Annotated in this window: 16 protein-coding genes and 1 pseudogene; 9 read left to right on the top strand and 8 right to left on the bottom strand. The window is 49.8% G+C overall.

The features are described 5' to 3' along the window. Nucleotides 1-9 precede the first annotated feature (9 nt). Nucleotides 10-1,902, bottom strand: a complete 1,893-nt coding sequence (locus BGK46_RS14565) for a glycoside hydrolase family 3 protein (protein WP_084781506.1) — start codon at nucleotides 1,900-1,902, stop codon at nucleotides 10-12. 596 nt (nucleotides 1,903-2,498) lie between these two features. On the opposite strand from BGK46_RS14565, the pseudogene BGK46_RS17500 reads away from it, so the two are divergent. After that, nucleotides 2,499-2,690 (top strand): annotated as a pseudogene (locus BGK46_RS17500) (IS66 family transposase); the annotation flags it as partial. A 66-nt stretch (nucleotides 2,691-2,756) separates the two neighbouring features. Here the strand turns inward: BGK46_RS17500 and BGK46_RS14560 are convergent. The 3 genes from BGK46_RS14560 to BGK46_RS14550 form a co-directional block, all read right to left on the bottom strand. Beyond that, nucleotides 2,757-3,296: a histidine phosphatase family protein gene (locus tag BGK46_RS14560; RefSeq protein WP_069590444.1), complete on the bottom strand. Its 540-nt coding sequence runs from the start codon at nucleotides 3,294-3,296 to the stop codon at nucleotides 2,757-2,759. A 171-nt stretch (nucleotides 3,297-3,467) separates the two neighbouring features. Then, nucleotides 3,468-5,303 carry a diguanylate cyclase domain-containing protein gene (locus BGK46_RS14555; protein WP_069590442.1) on the bottom strand — a complete coding sequence of 612 codons (1,836 nt, stop codon included), beginning with the start codon at nucleotides 5,301-5,303 and terminating at the stop codon, nucleotides 3,468-3,470. Further along, the gene (locus tag BGK46_RS14550; RefSeq protein ID WP_084781503.1) at nucleotides 5,300-6,373 is read right to left on the bottom strand and encodes an ABC transporter substrate-binding protein; all 1,074 of its coding nucleotides are present in this window, start codon (nucleotides 6,371-6,373) and stop codon (nucleotides 5,300-5,302) included. The genes BGK46_RS14555 and BGK46_RS14550 overlap by 4 nt, the downstream gene beginning before the upstream one ends. A gap of 285 nt (nucleotides 6,374-6,658) precedes the next feature. Here BGK46_RS14550 and BGK46_RS14545 point away from each other — a divergent pair, with 285 nt between their 5' ends. The 4 genes from BGK46_RS14545 to BGK46_RS14530 all read left to right on the top strand — a co-directional run bounded on the left by BGK46_RS14545 (nucleotide 6,659) and on the right by BGK46_RS14530 (nucleotide 9,523). Beyond that, a complete protein-coding gene (locus BGK46_RS14545) occupies nucleotides 6,659-7,045 on the top strand; it encodes a hypothetical protein (protein WP_136588414.1) in 387 nt (128 codons plus the stop codon). A gap of 56 nt (nucleotides 7,046-7,101) precedes the next feature. Continuing rightward, nucleotides 7,102-7,458 carry an NADH:ubiquinone oxidoreductase gene (locus BGK46_RS14540; RefSeq protein WP_069590438.1) on the top strand — a complete coding sequence of 119 codons (357 nt, stop codon included), beginning with the start codon at nucleotides 7,102-7,104 and terminating at the stop codon, nucleotides 7,456-7,458. A gap of 49 nt (nucleotides 7,459-7,507) precedes the next feature. Beyond that, on the top strand, nucleotides 7,508-8,062 hold the full coding sequence (locus BGK46_RS14535; protein ID WP_069590436.1) for a GNAT family N-acetyltransferase: 555 nt from the start codon (nucleotides 7,508-7,510) through the stop codon (nucleotides 8,060-8,062). Nucleotides 8,063-8,218: 156 nt separating this feature from the next. Continuing rightward, complete coding sequence (locus BGK46_RS14530) at nucleotides 8,219-9,523, top strand: MFS transporter (protein WP_069590434.1); 1,305 nt, start codon at nucleotides 8,219-8,221, stop codon at nucleotides 9,521-9,523. A gap of 62 nt (nucleotides 9,524-9,585) precedes the next feature. Here BGK46_RS14530 and BGK46_RS14525 read toward each other — a convergent pair whose 3' ends face one another. Next, the gene (locus BGK46_RS14525; RefSeq protein WP_069590432.1) at nucleotides 9,586-11,256 is read right to left on the bottom strand and encodes a methyl-accepting chemotaxis protein; all 1,671 of its coding nucleotides are present in this window, start codon (nucleotides 11,254-11,256) and stop codon (nucleotides 9,586-9,588) included. 222 nt (nucleotides 11,257-11,478) lie between these two features. Then, on the bottom strand, nucleotides 11,479-11,796 hold the full coding sequence (locus BGK46_RS17490; protein ID WP_069590430.1) for a hypothetical protein: 318 nt from the start codon (nucleotides 11,794-11,796) through the stop codon (nucleotides 11,479-11,481). Here BGK46_RS17490 and BGK46_RS14515 point away from each other — a divergent pair. From BGK46_RS14515 to BGK46_RS14505, 3 genes are read left to right on the top strand one after another with little or no spacing between them, the layout of a single operon-like run. Further along, nucleotides 11,777-12,508 (top strand): 5-oxoprolinase subunit PxpA, encoded by a 732-nt coding sequence (locus tag BGK46_RS14515; protein ID WP_084781500.1) that lies wholly within the window; start codon nucleotides 11,777-11,779, stop codon nucleotides 12,506-12,508. The two genes, BGK46_RS17490 and BGK46_RS14515, sit on opposite strands and share 20 nt — an antisense overlap. After that, on the top strand, nucleotides 12,505-13,200 hold the full coding sequence (gene pxpB / locus BGK46_RS14510) for a 5-oxoprolinase subunit PxpB (protein WP_069590426.1): 696 nt from the start codon (nucleotides 12,505-12,507) through the stop codon (nucleotides 13,198-13,200). Before BGK46_RS14515 ends, pxpB begins: the two co-directional genes overlap by 4 nt. After that, a complete protein-coding gene (locus tag BGK46_RS14505) occupies nucleotides 13,185-14,135 on the top strand; it encodes a biotin-dependent carboxyltransferase family protein (protein ID WP_084781497.1) in 951 nt (316 codons plus the stop codon). Before pxpB ends, BGK46_RS14505 begins: the two co-directional genes overlap by 16 nt. Nucleotides 14,136-14,208: 73 nt before the next feature. Here BGK46_RS14505 and BGK46_RS14500 read toward each other — a convergent pair whose 3' ends face one another. Continuing rightward, nucleotides 14,209-16,038: a DUF3413 domain-containing protein gene (locus BGK46_RS14500; RefSeq protein WP_069590424.1), complete on the bottom strand. Its 1,830-nt coding sequence runs from the start codon at nucleotides 16,036-16,038 to the stop codon at nucleotides 14,209-14,211. Between the two features lie 73 nt (nucleotides 16,039-16,111). Then, nucleotides 16,112-16,513: a diacylglycerol kinase gene (locus BGK46_RS14495; protein WP_069590422.1), complete on the bottom strand. Its 402-nt coding sequence runs from the start codon at nucleotides 16,511-16,513 to the stop codon at nucleotides 16,112-16,114. 96 nt (nucleotides 16,514-16,609) lie between these two features. Between BGK46_RS14495 and BGK46_RS14490 the strand changes: the two genes are divergently transcribed. Next, nucleotides 16,610-17,659 carry a glycosyltransferase family 9 protein gene (locus BGK46_RS14490; protein ID WP_069590420.1) on the top strand — a complete coding sequence of 350 codons (1,050 nt, stop codon included), beginning with the start codon at nucleotides 16,610-16,612 and terminating at the stop codon, nucleotides 17,657-17,659. The last annotated feature ends 30 nt before the right edge of the window (nucleotides 17,660-17,689 follow it).

Raw genomic sequence — 17,689 nt, 5'->3', positions numbered from 1 at the left:
AATTTATTATTAGTAGTTGACTGAATGACCCAATGGATAAATAACGTCACCGTTTTCATTTTTAATATTTACAGGTAGCGTCCCTGTTGGTGCGTTCAAAGGAAGCCCTGTTTCAGGATTCATAAACAAAGTACGAATACCAGAACGAATGTTGGCTTCAAGTGAATTGCGGTCGTTGTTAGTCACGTCGAAACCAGTGATACCGTAAATCGCAATGTTTGCTTTTACACCATTGACATGGGCAATGTCGTAAGGGTTACGAGTGGAAATCATTACCAGCTTTTTGCCTTCCGCATTCGCGATGTCTACGATTTTCTGGGCATTTGCTGCATGGGTAGTAAGGTTATACGTCGCCATGATAATTAAATCGGATTTTGCCACTGTTCGCTGAAGCGCTTGAGTATTGAGGTTGTCTTCCGCCAACACTGTTTTTAGTTTGCTAATGAACAGTGGATGATTACCGGTTTCTTGCTTCACGACGTTTAGATATTTGCTCACAAGTGCATTGCGGCTATCTTCGTCTGAAATGACGAGGATATTGGTTACTTCACGTGGGTCGATCGGCAGTACATGATTTTGGTTTTCGATAAGCGTGATTGATGCATCAGCGATTTTTCTTTCTTCATCTTTGTGTGCTTCTGAGCCCACAGTGTCGATGGCAAATTTTTTGTTTGTGTCTTGGTAGACTAGGCCCATTTGGAGCTTTTTCTTGACGACGCGCGTTGCGGCTTCCGTTATGCGCTTAAGAAACGCTGGATTGGTCTCCATTTTGTCTTCCAGATAGACAAATAGACTTTCCAATTGTTTGATTTGGTCTCGATGGGTAATTTGAAGCGGCATCAAAGCAATATCAGCACCGGCGACAAGTGCCGCATGAACCGCATAGCTACGATCAAAGTTATCAGCGATAGCCCCCATATCTAGCGCATCAGTAACAATCAGACCGTCAAAGCCAACCTGGTCACGTAAAATACCTGTCAAAATAGGCTTAGAGAAGGTCGCAGGGACCAACATTTCTTTATCGCTTAAGGTCGCTTGAATCATGGTGTCATCCACACTTGGTAGCGTAACGTGCGCTGACATAATGGAATCGGCACCCTGCTCAATGGCATATTTAAAGGGAGCAAGGTCGATCGCTTCCCACTCTTCACGTGAGTAGCTCACTTCTGGTAAGTCGTAGTGAGAATCGACGCTCACGTTGCCATGCCCGGGGAAATGCTTCAATGCGCTGATCACGCCAGACTCATGGATACCCGCCATATAGGCGCTAGACATCGCATTGACCACATCTATATTGCTACTGTACGAGCGAACGCCAATGATTGGGTTTTTCTGATTCACATTCACGTCAACCACGGGGCCGAAGTTATAGTTAATGCCCAACGCGGATAGCTCAGCGCCATGCACTTTGCCGGCAATATAGGCATTGTTAGCATCGCCAGTTGCGGCTAACGCCATATTGCCCGGCATTTCAGTCCCCGTTTGCAACCGCGTGACATAACCGCCTTCTTGGTCGGTTGCAATTAAAAGAGGTAAGTTACTACTCGCTTGCTGAAGCGCGTCTGTGAATTCGATAATTTGCGAAGCGTTCACTAAATTTTGGCGGAACAGAATCACACCACCGATATGATAATTGGTGATTATCGAGCTAATGTCGTCATTAATGCGAGTCACTGGGATGTCTTCATCCGTGTAAGAATCTTTTCCCCATGAGCGGAAATCCATCATCAGTGTTTGACCAATTATTTCTCTTTTATTCATCGTACTTACGATGAATTCAGCGTATTTCTCTGGTTGTTGATGGTACTGTTCTAGCTCTTGGTTGCTCAGTTTATTGATGCCACTGGAACAGCCGACAACAGACAATATCGCTGTACTCAAAATGATCTTATTCAATTTCATTACTGTATTTTCCTACGCAAAATCAACGCGTTGTAATCAAACCCGTAGGTCACTAGAAAACCGATGACATACGAAATAAGCAGGTCAACGACAAATACCGCCATACCTGCAGGATGCTGCTTTAGGGTGTTATGAATGAAGTCGCCGTGCGCGGCATCGCTCCCACCGCTAGTACCAGTTTTTGATCTGCTTGATAGATGACGCTGAGCATCTGGAAGATGGATAGGGTATCAACCTCTGCACTGACAGAGTCGGGGTGTTCACCAATCAACCGCCTCAAACCAACTTTCATGACGGACACTTCTCAAGAATGGGTTTTGAATTGATCGCGATTCTATGGAATAAAATATTCATTCATAGTGGCAAAAGTCACATTTAAGAGTATTCTTTAGACGGGTGAATACTGGAATAACGCGGCTAAGCGCAGGGTAAGAGTGACTAGGAATAATCAAAAAGCTTATTTTATTAGTGTCTTGCTGGTTTCATTTTTATTTTCTTTTTGGAATAATTTATTCGTAATTTTTGTTCTTTGTTGATGTCGGTTATCAATAAGAAAGCAGAAATCCAGTATCAGTCGTCTATACGCCGTGTGAATCGTCAGTGGCAGTGTTATTCAATCTCAATTCGCGCATAGAGACATCTGATGAGGGGGACAAGTTCTGGGACGGCATGTGCTCGCTTGTTGAAGTCTGTAACAAACAAGGCATGTCGAGTGTATCTGCTCTTACAGAAATCGTTCTCAAGCAGTTACCCTTTGCATGCCTTACCCTGACGTTTTTGATCTGTAATCTGCGAAATTAGGAGACTACGGGTCAACGCTTACACGGTATGGGTGCGCTCCTGAGCGCGGAGGGTTATTGACTGGGCTGATAATCAAATTCGATAATTTCGCCGTATTCAATGCCTTGCTCACGATACCCCACAATCGCTTCTATCACATTAAAGTGGGCGACAACGGCGATGGTTGAGTAGGTTTGATAGCTATCGAGCACGGCACTGACACGGCGGTGCAAGCTGGTTGCTGATTCATAGCCAGCGTTGGTGACTTCGTTGCCATTGGCAAATAGCTCGCGATACTCAAGCCAGCGTCTATCACGCTCTGAAAGGGGGATATAGCTACCTTTGACATCCGCTTGCCACTCGCGTAGGTCATGTTCCACAAACAACGGGTTTTGTAGCTGACGATTAAGGATTTCAGCGGTTTGTAATGCGCGAGTGTAGGGCGAAGACAGAATAATCTCTGCTTGCTGTAAGCTAGGATGACTGGCCAAGGCCTGAATGTCAGGGATACACGCACGCTGCAAGGGGGCATAGTCTTTTTCCAACTGGCTCATTTGGCGCGCGTCTGCCAGTGAGTAATCGGTTTTTCCATGACGGATAAAAACGACTTTCATAGGGCTTCCTTTTCTTGAGTCGATAATAATTTATTATTCTGTTGCGCGGATGCGCTTATCGATGGGCATTGCAAAGGCAGCTGCCACACCATGATGTTGGCGTTGTAGCATACCGTCATCGTCCTGTCATGAATGTCGATGGCTAGTCATAAACGGTCGTGAGCTGGCTCGCTATTTTTTCTCTCGCTGGTCAAGAATGTTAATACAATCGCGGCCGCCGTCTTTGGCTTGATAGAGTTGCTGATCAGCGGCCTCTAACAGATAGGAGTCTGATGTATCATCATCCGGTATCGTGATGATCCCGCCGATACTGACAGTGACATAATCGCCATCAGGGTTTTTCTCATGCGCCATCGCTAATTCAGCAATATCATCGCGAATCGCATTGGCTAAGTCGTCGAGCTGTGCGCCATGCTTAGGGGGGAGTGTGATGGCAAATTCTTCTCCCCCAAAGCGTGCAACCGTGCCTTCATACTCCTGGGTGCGGGTGAGTAAAACACGCGCGATTTGAGTGAGTACGTCATCGCCTTGTAAGTGCCCATACTCATCGTTGTAGGCTTTAAAATGGTCGACATCGATCATCATGACTGCGACAGGGTGGTTTTTTTTGATGCCTTCGTAAATATGATTGCTGAGTTCACGTTTGAACGGGCGACGGTTCATGAGTCGGGTTAAATCGTCGGTTTCTGCTTGTACTTTGAGGCGCTCATTGGCAATGATCAATTCTTCTTGCAACTGCTCCATGGCAACATGATTGCGCTCGCGGATCATGACCTCACTGATTGCAGTCGCAAAGCGTTTGAGCAACAGTGTTTTATTGTTATCCCAAATAAAGGGTAAGTGACGGTTCGCCACCGTGATCATGCCAAAGCTTTTTCGGCCGTCAGTGAGCGGAAATGCGGCAATAGAGAGAATGCCGCGATGGCGTAACCAAGTTCGTTCGTTGATGGCGTCTTCACCCAACTGCCCGACATGGGGAACCACAAGCGCTTCTGTGTCCGCAAGCCAACGCTTTATCATGTGCATTTCACTTAGATCGACCACATCTGGGGCGAAGGTAATGTCCTGTGGCCAATAGCAACGGCGCTCAGCGCGATAGGCATCGAAGGCATACCAGCTAATTGCTTCTACTCCTAAAAGCTTTGCCATGCTGGGGAGCACTTGTTCAACATCTTCCGTGATGTTGTGGGAGTCAGAGCTTAAAAACTGGATGGAAATATCTGCGAGCAAAGAGCTTGCGTTTGATTGCCAATTGAGTGCTTTGGTGCGCTGTTCGACCTGCTCTTCCAGTAAGGTTTGGTGTTGTCGTAGCTCTCGCTCGGTTATGCGCTTTTGCAGAAAGTCATCGCGGATACGCGATTGCATGGCATTGATAGAACGTGCCACCTTACCTATCTCATCGCTGCGTTGGATCAAACTTACCGGTACGCACGTTTGATTGGCTTTGTCTGCTTGATACCTATCCAGCGCATCGGTCAATTGTTTTAATGGACGAGAACACAGACGGGTGACCACCCAAAGCACAATCACTGTCATGATGAGCGCTTCGGTGAAGTGCACGAGTGCGAGGGGAGTTGCGCTATCTAGGGCCTCACGTTTTACCTCGTAGCGGTTAACGACCATGTTGAGTGTTCCGATGTTGTTCCCTTGCACGCTAAGAAGAACCTGATGATTGGCGTCACAATGACTACTAGTACTATTGACTTCACTTATTTGGGTTCCGTCAAAGCCTTTTACCTCAACGCGGCAAACGGTTGGGATCATCGACAGCCCTTTAACACTGCGACGCACGAGCTCTAAATCAACCACCCAGAGTGCATGACTAATCACTCTTGCGGCGTCCGTGCTGCGATTTTCTATCAGCGTGGTCGAGGTGGCTACCGCACGTTGGTAGTTGATATACATCTGAGACAAGGTGCTTCCGATAGAAAACAGCAGACTGAGTGCGAGTACCACAAAAGCGATACGGGCTTGAAGACCTTTTAAATTAATATCGAGTTTGGTCACTGGATGTTCCGTTCTGTTTTATCAGCACCGCAGTGCGAGCGTGGCTGGCGTGCCATTTTTTTGAAAGGGATACGATGCCAACTGTCAGCCTGTAAAAAAGAAAAATAGGATGTGTTGGGTTCTATCAACTGGAACAACTGGTCGGCGCATAATAACGGTAATGGGAGGCCTTTAGCATGGGCATAAATGCGCGTTAACGCTAAGCCTCCTGCAGAGAAATGTCCGCCTCCGAGTGCTGATACCGTTCCCTGCTCTCTGAGGGCGAGTACTTGTGCCGAGGTATTGATTGTGGCGAAAAAAATATCTTCACCCGGCTTTTTCCCCATTTCTTGCGCCGCTTTGATGGCGCCAAATGCCATATGATCATTCGCGGTCCAAACGTATCTCAACGCTGGGTAACGTTGCAGCAATGTGCCCATTTGTTCATAGCTGATTGCTTCATCCCATTGCCCATGAACGACCTGCATTAATTCAATTTGCTTATGGCTTTTAAAATAGTCGCGTGCGCCAGCTTCGCGGGCCACCGAGGCGGGGGTGGTGAGATCGCCCGATATCATAACCGCTTCGCCGGGTTGTTGGTGACCGGCTTTTACCATGGCGTCAGCAGTTTTTTCACCAATATAACGATTATCTGGGATCACGCTGGGTAACAAATATTGTTGCCAATGAGGATCGTTCAACAGTTTTGCGCGCACGTCTGCATCGATGTCATTTAAGATGACCTGAACGTAAATCGGGTGTTGACGTAAAATCGGAAAAAGGTGATTGGCTGCTAGCTTTTCATTCACAATGATTACGTAATTGGGGAGCGGGCGTTTATTCAGTCTTGCCGAGAGTATCTGACGCATCGCAAAGTGATTACGGGAGGCGTGGCGGATGTCTAACTCGATCCCAAGTGCGTCCGCTGCGGCTATGCTGTACTGATCGACTTCCTGCCAGAAGCTTTCTGATGCATGCCCAGGATTGATGAATAATACTCGGATTGGCTGCTCTGAGTATGCAGATGCACTCAGCATAATGCTGACAAGACTGATAAACATCCCCAGACAACGGATTATTCTATTTCTCATCCTCTCTCGCGGCCTCGTTGATGAAAATCTCCCAGTACAAATAATAGTTTAGCTAGATATTATAAGAATGAGGGTGTGGTTCAGTATTTTCACGACAAAACTATGATCATTGCTTTGCACTAAGCAAGGTTGCGAGGCTATTCATAATTTACATGTTTAATTGCTAGACGTTTGGGCATTGTCGCGTAAATTTGATTAGGCAAGCGTTGGACGATAGGGCATGATAATGCAGTAATTATGGCGATGATTGTCATTGATAGTGACGAAAAAAACGACAATTGAACAATGAAAACCTATAACGATAAAAAGAGAATAAAGCGTCATTTCCCAATGGATTTTTACGGTGACGGTGAAGGTTGGCGCTTTGCAGTACGGGCAGAAACGCCCCAACAAGTGCTGGCGGCAAAATGTTGGGTAGCGCTTTTAAGTGCGCGTCGTCGCGAGTTTCGGATTGTGGATTTAGCGATTGAGTGCTTCACCTACGTGGGTAGCGTGGATGAGGGCGCTGGACACATTGGGGCTGACTATGGCACGCGTGTTAGTGTAAAACGCCAAGGGCAAGTGATCACCGTGGATGCGCTGACACAACGCTACGGCGCCATCATGACGGTAAAATCCCGCACCCTTTCATCCATGTGCACTCAACCTGTAAGCGGCGTCGCACTCTCTTAAGCCTTCACTCTCACCCTTAGCCAACCAGTGGCATAATAGAGAAAAAGGCAGGAAACATGGCATTTATTCTTCTTCTCGTGCTGACCATAATCGGTGGTGTGTTGGCGGGTGATCACTTCCATTCTTATCTTCTTGGGCTGGGCGTTGCTAGTACAGCTGTGGGTGCTTGCTATTGGATCACGTTTCGTAGCAGCCATTACCCCCAGTTTGCGTTGTTTTTGTTGTTGCTCGGGGTGGTCGCTAAGATTGCAGTGACGGCGGCGGGTGTCCTGCTCGGGTTAAAACATGCGCTGATCACCTCACCTTTGATATTTTCGCTTTCGTATTTGTTTTTCTTGTTTGCCTCGACCTATTGCTATTTTCGCTATCGTGAATATTGGCTTACGCGCTTGCGCCACAAAGATTTACAGTAGCAGGCTCGATGGTGTGCAGCCTTGTATCTAGAGAGGAGTGGTATTGGCAATGTACTCGACGGAGCGACTGACGCTACGCGCATGGCAAGCGTCCGATTTGCCCCCTTTTGCCGCACTCAATAAAGACTCAGACGTCATGCGGTATTTTCCCAGTGTGCTCTCACGCGCCCAAAGTGATGCGATGGCGGCACATATTCAATCCAAACTGGCGGATAACGGGTTTGGATTTTGGGCGGTAGAACTGACGGAGACTCGGGAATTCATTGGCTTTGTGGGGTTAAACCGGCCCACCTTCGACCTCGGCCATCAGCCGTTTGTTGAAATTGGTTGGCGTTTAGCGTCGCCACATTGGGGAAAAGGCTATGCCACTGAAGCGGCACAAAAAGCACTTGCTATCGGCTTTGAGGACGCTGAGCTTCCGGCGATTTATGCGTTTACCACCGAGAGTAACCTGCCCTCACAAGCGGTGATGAAAAAACTCGGGATGACACCGGCTGCTCCCTCTACCTTTTCGCATCCTCATTTGGCGGCAGATCATCCGCTCGCCACGCATGTTTTATACGCGATATCGAAACCCACTTGGCAGGCAGACCATGCTGATTAATCGCCAGTACGATACCCCGTATGGGCAGTATTTAAAGCGACATATTCAGTTTTCAACGCGGCGGTCTTGGGTTCGCCATGATGAACATTATCACGTTGATTTTGCTGTGCCTTGCCAATAAGGGCAGAATAAAAACGAAAAAGACTGGGAGACAGTGTGCACAAACTAGCGGATGACTTACACCAAAAACTATTTAATGAAGAAGATGCGCGTGCCTGTAAAGACATTGATGGCAGTGCGTGTCGTGAGGTTCCGGGCAACTTTTTCCGCATCATCGTTAGCCAAGGACTCACCAAAATTGGCGACGCGGTATCTAACCCGAAAATTGTCTTGCCAGCGCTTCTCACCGCGGTTGGCGCTCCCTTGGCGCTAATTGGCTTATTGGTGCCAATACGAGAGGCGGGGTCGTTAGTGCCTCAGTTAGGTATCGCCGGTTATGTCCGCCAATTTGCGGTACGTAAGTGGGCATGGGTGGCAGGCTCTGTTATTCAAGGAGCGTGTATCCTAGCAATGGCGATCGCAGCGTTGCTTTTAACCGGTCAAGTAGCCGGCTGGAGCATTGTTGGCTTGCTGGTGGTATTTAGTCTGGCGCGAGGCTTGTGCTCGGTCGCTTCGAAAGATGTGTTAGGGAAAACCATTCCTAAGCCGCAACGAGGACGCTTGAATGGATGGTCGTCAAGCTTGGCGGGGGCGGTGACTATTGCCGCTGGTGTCGGATTATTCAGCGTCTCGGATCAACAGCATGTGTGGGTCTATTGCGCGCTATTGGCGTTCGGTGCAGTGCTTTGGTGGATTGCCGCAGCGTTTTACAGCCAAGTGGATGAATATGAAGGGGCCACAGAAGGCGGAGCCAATGCGCTCACGCATGCGCTTTCTAAACTGCGTTTATTGGTGGATGATAGGCGCCTACGCCACTTTGTGATCACCCGTTCACTGTTACTCTGTTCGGCCCTATCCGCGCCCTATTATGTGCTGTTAGCCAGTCAGCATAGCCAAGCGTTAGCGATCACAACCGCAAGCTTTGTTGCGATTAGTGGTATTGCAAGTTTGTTATCGGCCCCTTTTTGGGGGCTATTTGCCGATCGCTCCAGCCGCCAAGTGATGATAATGGCTGCTGTGGTGACGGCGCTACTGGGGCTGGTGGTGGTGAGTATCAGTCACTGGTATCCCGCGTTGTTTTCTTTGGCGTGGGTACTGCCTGGCGTCTACTTTGTTCTGACCATTGCTCACGAGGGTGTGCGGCTTGGGCGTAAAACCTACATCGTGAATATGGCCGAGGGGAATCAGCGCACCGATTATGTCTCGGTTAGCAATACGTTGATTGGTTTCGTGCTCTTATTTATGGGCGGCGTCACGGCATGGTTGAGCCAGTGGGGATTAATGGTGGTCATTGCGGTGTTATCGGCGTTGGGCTTGCTGGGGGCATTGATGGCACGCGCGCTGCCCGAAGTAGAAAGATAAGTCGGCGGGCGGAACAGAAAAAGGCGCTGGTGATCAGCGCCTTTTTGGCTCGGTGTTGCCGGTTAGACTTTAAACTGGCTGACCAGACGTTTGAGCTCTTCGCCTGTCTGATTCAAGTCAGTCGCCGCTTGTGCCGAGTCATTACTGGCGTTCAGTAGCTGGCTCACAATGTCGCGAATCGATACCAGATTACGGTGAATGTCTTCGGTCACTGTGGTTTGCTCCGAGGCAGCCGAGGCAATATAGCTGGTCATGTCATTGATTTGAGTAATGGCGTTACTCACCGAATCAATGCCACTACCAATTTCATTGGATGCCTCCGAGGTTTGCTGGCAGGTATCGTTACTTTGCTTCATTCCCTCTACAGCCTGATTGACGTACGACTGTAGCTCATCCAGCATTTCGCGAATTTCGTGAGTGCTCTTTTGCGTGCGGCTTGCGAGGGTTCTCACCTCATCAGCGACCACCGCAAACCCGCGACCTTGTTCGCCTGCACGTGCGGCCTCAATGGCAGCGTTTAGCGCCAGCAAGTTGGTTTGTTCAGCAATATCGCCAATCACAGAAAGCACGCCGGTAATCTTATGGGACTGCTCATTCAGCGAATCCACATGCGTACTCGAGGTATTCATTTGCTCGACCAGCGCTTGCATCGAGGTGATCGAGAATTGCACTTTCTCTTGGGCGTGACGCGCATCGTCAGTAGCTGCACTGGTGGCATCAGCTACTTGGGTGGCGTTCTGTGACACCTCTTGCGCAGCCGAGCTCATCTGGGTAACAGCGGTGACCACTTGTTCAGTCTCGTTATCGTGAGTCTGTAATTGCGTGGCAACCATCTGGGTTTGCTCGTCAATCGTGCGTGCGGTGTGGCTCACTTTTTCTGTGACATCCACCACGCTACGTATGGTGGTTTGTAGCTTATCGATAAAGCGGTTAAACGCATCCCCAAGCAGAGCAATCTCGTCACTGCCTTTAATTTTCAGGCGCTGAGTCAGGTCGCCATCACCGTCGGCAATATCATTGAGGTTGTCCAGCATGTCTTTCACCGGCGTTGACATCCGTTGGGCAACAAAGGCGACGGCAACGAACGTAATGATCAAAATAAGAATGCCCGCAATGATCATTCGCGCCGTTTGTGCCGCTAAAGCCTCTTCTGCATTTTCACGGAAATCGGCAACGCGCGCCTCAATATCGTCAATGTACGCCCCCGTTCCCAACATCCACTGTCCGTTGTTGACCATATCGGCATAGCCAATCTTTTCGATCAGTTCATCGGTACCCGGCTTTTGATAGAGGTAGGTGAAGGTGCCATCACCGTTTTGCGCCGCTTCGAGCAGACCCACAATAATTTTGTTGCCTTTGGGATCAGTAAGGTTAATTAACGATTGTCCTTCGACTTCAGGTTTCAGCGCGTGAAAGATATTGGTTCCCTGACGATCGTAAATATAAAAGTAGCCCGCCTTACCAAAAGTCACTTCGCGAAGTGCGTCTTTGACATTTTGCGTAGCATCGCCCCCCGCTTGCTGTGCGTTTTTTACCACAGTCGCGGCAATTTCTGTGGCTTCGCGAAGCTGCATTTTTCGCTCATCAATTAATTTGGTTCGAAAAGTGGCAATGTTCTCTTCGACCAGCTCACGCTCGTAGTAGGTAGTGATAAACAACGTAACGAGAATGGATAATACCAAGGGTACGATGGCAAGCACTAAGAGCTTTCCGCGCAGCATTAACTTCAACATACCGGATACCTTGTGTTAATGATGGTTTCGATTTCGCTAAAGTATGGAAGACATTTTTCTCGTTTGCCGCGCAAAAAGCCCTTTTATTTGATGTGGATTGGGAAACATCTTGCAATCTTTTACATCTGTCTAACTCGTTATGCACAAGAGATTGCGATAACTATCTGATTCATCAATGGTAAAGTAAATATAAGCCATTTTTCACTCACTCCTCTTACCTCTTTATCCCACAAGCAGGCCCAACGCACGCTTAACATTCTGGCATGTTTGGTCTGTCTGTATACGCGCCTTTTTTTGCCCATCTTTTAGGACATCACACAAGTAATCAGGGGCGTTCATGAGTGCTTTTCGCCGTTCTCGAATGGGTGATACCAGGGAGGTTAAGATATCGGTCAGCACGTTTTTCACTGTCATATCCCCTAGACCGCCGCGCTGATAATGGGCTTTGAGTTCGGCGACGTGTTGAGCGTCAGGGTGGAAAGCCGTAAGGTAAAGCAAAGTCAGTGAAATCGAGGGAATGATGAAACTAAACGCAGACATGGGTGAGAGCTTTGGTGCGTGGACGATGGGAATGGATAGCGCGCTGATGCCGTGGATTGATATGGCCAATATTGCGTGTGGCTTTCATGCCTCTGATCCTGATGTAATGGCGGCCACGGTAGCACTTGCAGTGAAGCACAATGTGAGTATTGGTGCTCATCCCGGCTACGCCGATAAGCAGGGCTTTGGCCGTCGTCATATTGATCATACCCCAGCACAAATTAGTCACCTCGTTCGCTATCAAATCGGTGCGCTACAAGGGATCTGTGCATGCTTTAATGCGAGCCTTGATTATGTGAAGCCCCATGGTGCGCTGTATAACACCATGATGGTGGACAATGATTGCTTTGAAGCGGTGTTGGCTGCGGTGGCTGATACGCTGCCCAATACACCATTAATGGTACTGGCATTGCCTGATAACCGTCAGCATCGCCAGCTTGCCCAACAAGCCGGTGTGCCGCTGATTTTTGAGGCCTTTGCTGATAGAGCCTATCTGGCGTCAGGGCAATTGGCGCCGCGCGATCAACCGGGCGCGGTGTTAGATGACGCCAACGCGATGATTGCACAGGTGTTGCAGTTATCCCAACATGGCACGGTGACAACCCTCGAGGGACAAACGCTCTCTCTTTCGCCGGATACGGTGTGTGTGCATGGAGATAACCCACAATCGGTCGAGGCGATAAAACAACTCAGAAAGGCCTTAACACCATGACACTCAAGGTTGAGCAGGTCAGTGAAACGACGGTAATGATCCGGTTGGGCAATCAGATCGATCTTGCCTTAGTCCCACAGTTATCCGCGCTGTGTGAGCGAATCCAGCAACACTTTGGCCGTGGTGTGGTTGAGTTAATTCCCGCCTACACCAGTGTTCTGGTGGAAGTGAATGTTCGCTTACTCTCGCCAGAAACGTTGAAAACCTGGGTGATGAATCAAGGTGACTCACTGCGAGTCACCCGTGACGCTGGGAGCGGAAAGCACGTGTCGTTGCCGGTGTATTATCACCCCTCTGTCGGACCCGATCTGGCTGCGGTCGCCGAGTTTGCCGGCGTAAGTGAACACGAGGTGATTGCGCGACACAGCCAACAAACTTACACCGTTTGTGCGATTGGTTTCGCGCCCGGCTTTGCCTTCCTTGCGTCGGTGGATGAGACCATAGCCATGCCACGTCATACCACGCCTCGTCATCAGATCCCCGCCGGCAGTGTGGGCATTGCCCAACAGCAAACTGCGGTGTATCCGGCGGCTTCGCCCGCAGGCTGGCAAATTATTGGCAACTGTCCCAAAGTGCTATTTAATCCCCGTCAATCGCCCATGATGCCGTTTAATGTAGGTGATACCGTCTGTTTTGAGCCGATGTCAGAGTCTGATTACCGCGCGGCAGGAGGTCAATGGTGGCAGGGTTAACGGTGCTCGACCCCGGCGTATTGAGCTTGGTGCAAGACACAGGGCGCTACGGGGTGGGCCAGCTTGGCTTAAGCCAAGGCGGGCCGGTCGATTGTCACGCATTTGCTTGGGCGAATTATTTACTCGATAACCCCGCGAATACACCGCTTGTCGAGATAACCATGGGTCAAGCACGTTTTCGTGCTGACCACGCGATGTCGATCGCCATCACCGGCGCAGACATGCAACCTTGTATCAATGGTCAGTGCGTGGGTATGTGGCAGACGTTGACGCTAAATGCGGGTGATGAATTGTGTTTACGCTATGCGCGCCGTGGTTTGCGGGCCTATCTCGCGGTGCGTGGCGGCTGGAAGGTCGATGGTGCATTTGGCAGTGCCGCGACGGTGATGCGCAATCAACTCGGCGGCCTCCATTCCGGGTTAGGTGAACAGGCGGGAGGCATGGCGCTCACCAAAGGAGATGTGTTGCCTTGCCGACCGCATGCGCTGTTGCCGAGGGTGCGCGGTGTACCGACACGTTTTATTCCTGACTACAATGCCCTGACTCCACTGGCGCTTGTGCCGGGGTATCAGTTTGATAACTTCAGCGCCGAGGCGCTAACGGCATTTTTTGATGGCGAATACACGGTCGATCAGCACAGTGATCGTATGGGTGTGCGGCTCAATGGACCGAGCGTCGTAAGCAAGCAACCGGGTATTGTCTCCGAAGGCATTGCGCTCGGGGCCGTGCAAGTGCCCCCTGACGGTCAGCCAATTGTACTACTCAATGATCGGCAAACACTCGGTGGCTATCCTAAGCTTGGCTGTTTAACCCGTGCCAGCTTGAGCATGTTGGCGCAAACGCGACCCGGCCAGACCGTGCGTTTTTATCCGGCGCGGCTGGCGGATGCATCAGTGCAATGGCAGACGTTTGTGCAGTTTTTTGACTGGCTGTAGTCCGAAGAAAAACGGAAAGATGAGCCTCTGGAAAACAGAGGCTCGTGACGGGTAGTCACGCGCAAACAACGGACTAGCGGAAACGGCTAATTTGCTCGAGGGCTTTTTCCATTTGCGCAAAGTCAGGTGACGCGTTTTCTATGGGTCGATTGGTGTTATCCATGTATTGATATTGCCCTCCCGCACCCACTTCTAAAATGGTGTCGTCGGTGACCAACGCATAGCCGCTGTAGTTTGACGATAACACCCAATCTTGACCGGGGTTTGGTGCAAGTAAGTCATGGCCAATCGCGTAGCTGGCCGGATCGGATGTTACGCCTAAATAATGCTTCATCAGGGTGGGCGCAACATCTTGGTGGCTGGTGAGTTGTTTGCCGGTATCGACCTGTTTTGCCTCGATGCCGGGGCCTATCATCGCGAAAGGCACATGAATTTGTGGGTCAGTAAAGTTACTATTATGCCCCCAAAAATTCAGTTGGTTGTCGTTCATTTCTTGGCCGTGATCGCCGGTAATAACAATCAAGGTATTATCGAACTCTCCGCTTTGTTTTAGCTCCTCAATGACCTTGGCCACCAAGCTATCCACGTAGCGCACGCTGGTCTTATAGCGATTGAAAAACGGTGTCGGATCTGTCTCGTTATTTAATTTGAGATAGTTAATTTCGTCCAACATTGGTTGATACTTGGGGGTAAAGTCCGCAGGAAAATCATAGCCATGTGGCGCATCGTAAAACAAAAACGAGAAGGTGGGACGATTGGGGTCACGCTTTTGGTGCCAACGGATCCAATCTTGAGTGAGGTCTGCGTCTAGCTCGGCGGGAGAGTCGCCTTCAGAACCGTTACGTAAATCGGATACCTTGGCAAACACGGTTTGGTTAAATTCCGGCTTTTCCAATTGCGCGGCGGTAAAAATACCCAGTTGATAATCGAGTGCCTGTAGACGATCCATCAATACCGGTGACTGCTGATTGGCAAGAAAGCTGTGCCAATAGGTGCCAGGCATGCCATAAAACAGGCCAAAAATGCCAGTTCGGGTGGCGTTCCCCGTCGCAAGATGATGTGAATAGGTACGACCATTTTGTGCCAGTGCCCAAAGATTGGGCGTATTGTCAGCATTGAAGGTGTCCGCGCGCCATGAATCAACCACCAAAAACATGATATTCACTGGCTGTGTAACGTCGGTCGTGCTCAGTGGCGAAAGGGGATAGTTCAGGTCGGCTTCGCGATCTACATCCATGGCTTTTTGGCGCGCTAGAGCTTGTTCATCAATCCAGCCGTTTTTGCGCATCATGCTGTTGGCGGTGGCTGGATAGAAAAGTGGCAAATAACTTTTCACCGTTGTCACGGGTTGGTACGCATAGGCCGCAGCCCAAATGTGAATACCGTGGGTAGCGAGCAAGGTGAGAAACGTGAGTAGCGCAAATTTTTTGCCGACTTTGTGCTGAGAAGAAAACCGTGTCCGTGACAACGCAGCCAGAAGTGCCCATTGCGCCGCGAGGCAGGCAATTACGCCACCTATCACCATCAGCCAAGTGATCAGCGGGAAGCTAACAATCTGCCCGGCGAGGATCAAATCCAGCACCATGGCATTGATATGGAATCGGTACTGGGCAAACACGATGGTATCGATGAAAAGGGTGATCACACCCACCGACGCTATCAAGGCGAGTAATGGTTGGCGCACCTTGGTTGGCAGCAGTAACAGCGGGAGTGTTACTAAGCCAACAATGGCGGCAAGCAAGGCCATCTGGCTAAAGGTACTGACCACGATAAAGGTGATGCCAAGTGGCTCAGTGGGAAAACTCGGTAGAAATGCAAAGTAGCGGCTGGCTATTGCCATCAACACAAGGGCGTTAATGACAATAAACCAGCTATGGGTTTGAAGTCGCGATTTAAAAGACATGGTTTCTCATCACAGTTGAGTTAATCAATTGGCAACGTAACGGGCGCGTTGCCGGGTTGTATGACGACGTGTGTTATTGAATAAGTGGGACACCAAAGTGATGCCATAAAATGGTAAGCCAGACCACACCTGCTAAAAGCAAACTGACAAACACCGCCGCAGAGCCGATGTCCTTTGCTCTGCCACTGAGCTCATGACGCTCTTCACCCACTCTGTCTACCACGGCTTCAATGGCGGAGTTAAGCAGTTCGACAATAATCACTAACACAATGACGCCGAACATCATCAAAGATTCCATCACCGGCAATTGTAGCCAGAGTAATACGGCTAACGCCGTTGCCAATAATACAACTTCTTGACGGATCGCGGCTTCATGGTGATATGCCGCTTTTAATCCAGCCCAAGAATAGCCAGTGGCTTTAATGATGCGTATCAGCCCTCGCGGCTTTTCTGAGGGGGATGTATTAGCGCCCATAAATACATTCTCGTAACAATTTGATCGATAGGCTGGCATTTTACATTTTACCGAGCCAACTGCATAATCGGCGCGATAACTTAATTGGAATTTGTTATGCCTCTGTTTACTCACGCCCCACGCTCCCTGTGTTTTTTACGCCTATCTGCGATTGGCGATGTTTGTCATGCGGTCGCGGCGATTCAAGCCGTGCAGCGCCATTGGCCGCAGACGCAGATCACTTGGGTGGTTGGTAAAGTTGAAGCACAGCTTTTAGCTGGGCTTGATGGGGTGGAGCTGGTGGTGTTTGATAAAAAAGCGGGATTAGTAGGCATGCGTCACGTCTGGCGGCAGCTGAAAGGGCGCCGGTTTGATGCGTTAGTGCATATGCAGATTGCTTTACGCGCGAGCTTATTGACTGTGGGGATCGGCGCGCGCTATCGCGTGGGATTTCACCGCCACCGAGCGAAAGAGGGACAGTGGCTGTTTACCAATAAACGGATCCCCGATACTCAATCTTGCCATGTGTTAGATAGCTTTTTCGCCTTCACCCAATATTTGGGTGTGCCAGTTACGCCGCCGCAGTGGCAACTACCACTTTCTGAAGACGATCATGCCTTTGCCAAAGTGCAACTGGGTGACAAGCCCACTGTCGTGATCAGTCCTGCTGCGAGTAAAGATGAGCGTAACTGGCTGCCAGAGCGCTACGCCCAATTTGCCGACTACGCGGTCGGTAAAGGTTATCAGGTGGTACTCTGCGGTTCACCGGCGGCACGTGAAAAAACGCTGGCCGCCCGCATTATTGCCGCTGCTAACGCGCCACTGGTTAATTTAGTGGGACAAACAAGCCTTAAGCAATTAGCCGCGGTGCTCGCACGCGCTGATGCGGTGCTGGCCCCCGACTCCGGCCCCGCGCACATGGCAACCACGCAAGGCACGCCCGTTTTAGGTCTTTACGGGCATAGTAATCCGAAGCGGACCGGCCCTTATAACAACCTCGCGGATGTGGTCAGTGTTTATGAAACCTTTGCTGAACAGCAACATGGCAAGCCCGTTGAGCAATTGGCATGGAGCACGCGGGTGAAAGGCGATCATGTGATGGCTGCCATTGATACACAGCAGGTGATCGACGCGTTTGAAAATATGATGGCGAAACAATATCACTGAGGTTAGCGCGTAGGTTGATGATAAGGCGCC

Origin of the sequence: Salinivibrio sp. SS2, from assembly GCF_001722075.1 — a bacterium.
GTDB classification, from domain to species: Bacteria; Pseudomonadota; Gammaproteobacteria; order Enterobacterales; family Vibrionaceae; genus Salinivibrio; species Salinivibrio proteolyticus.
The sequence above is the reverse complement of the archived record's forward strand: the minus strand, read 5'-3'. Positions and strand labels throughout refer to the sequence as shown.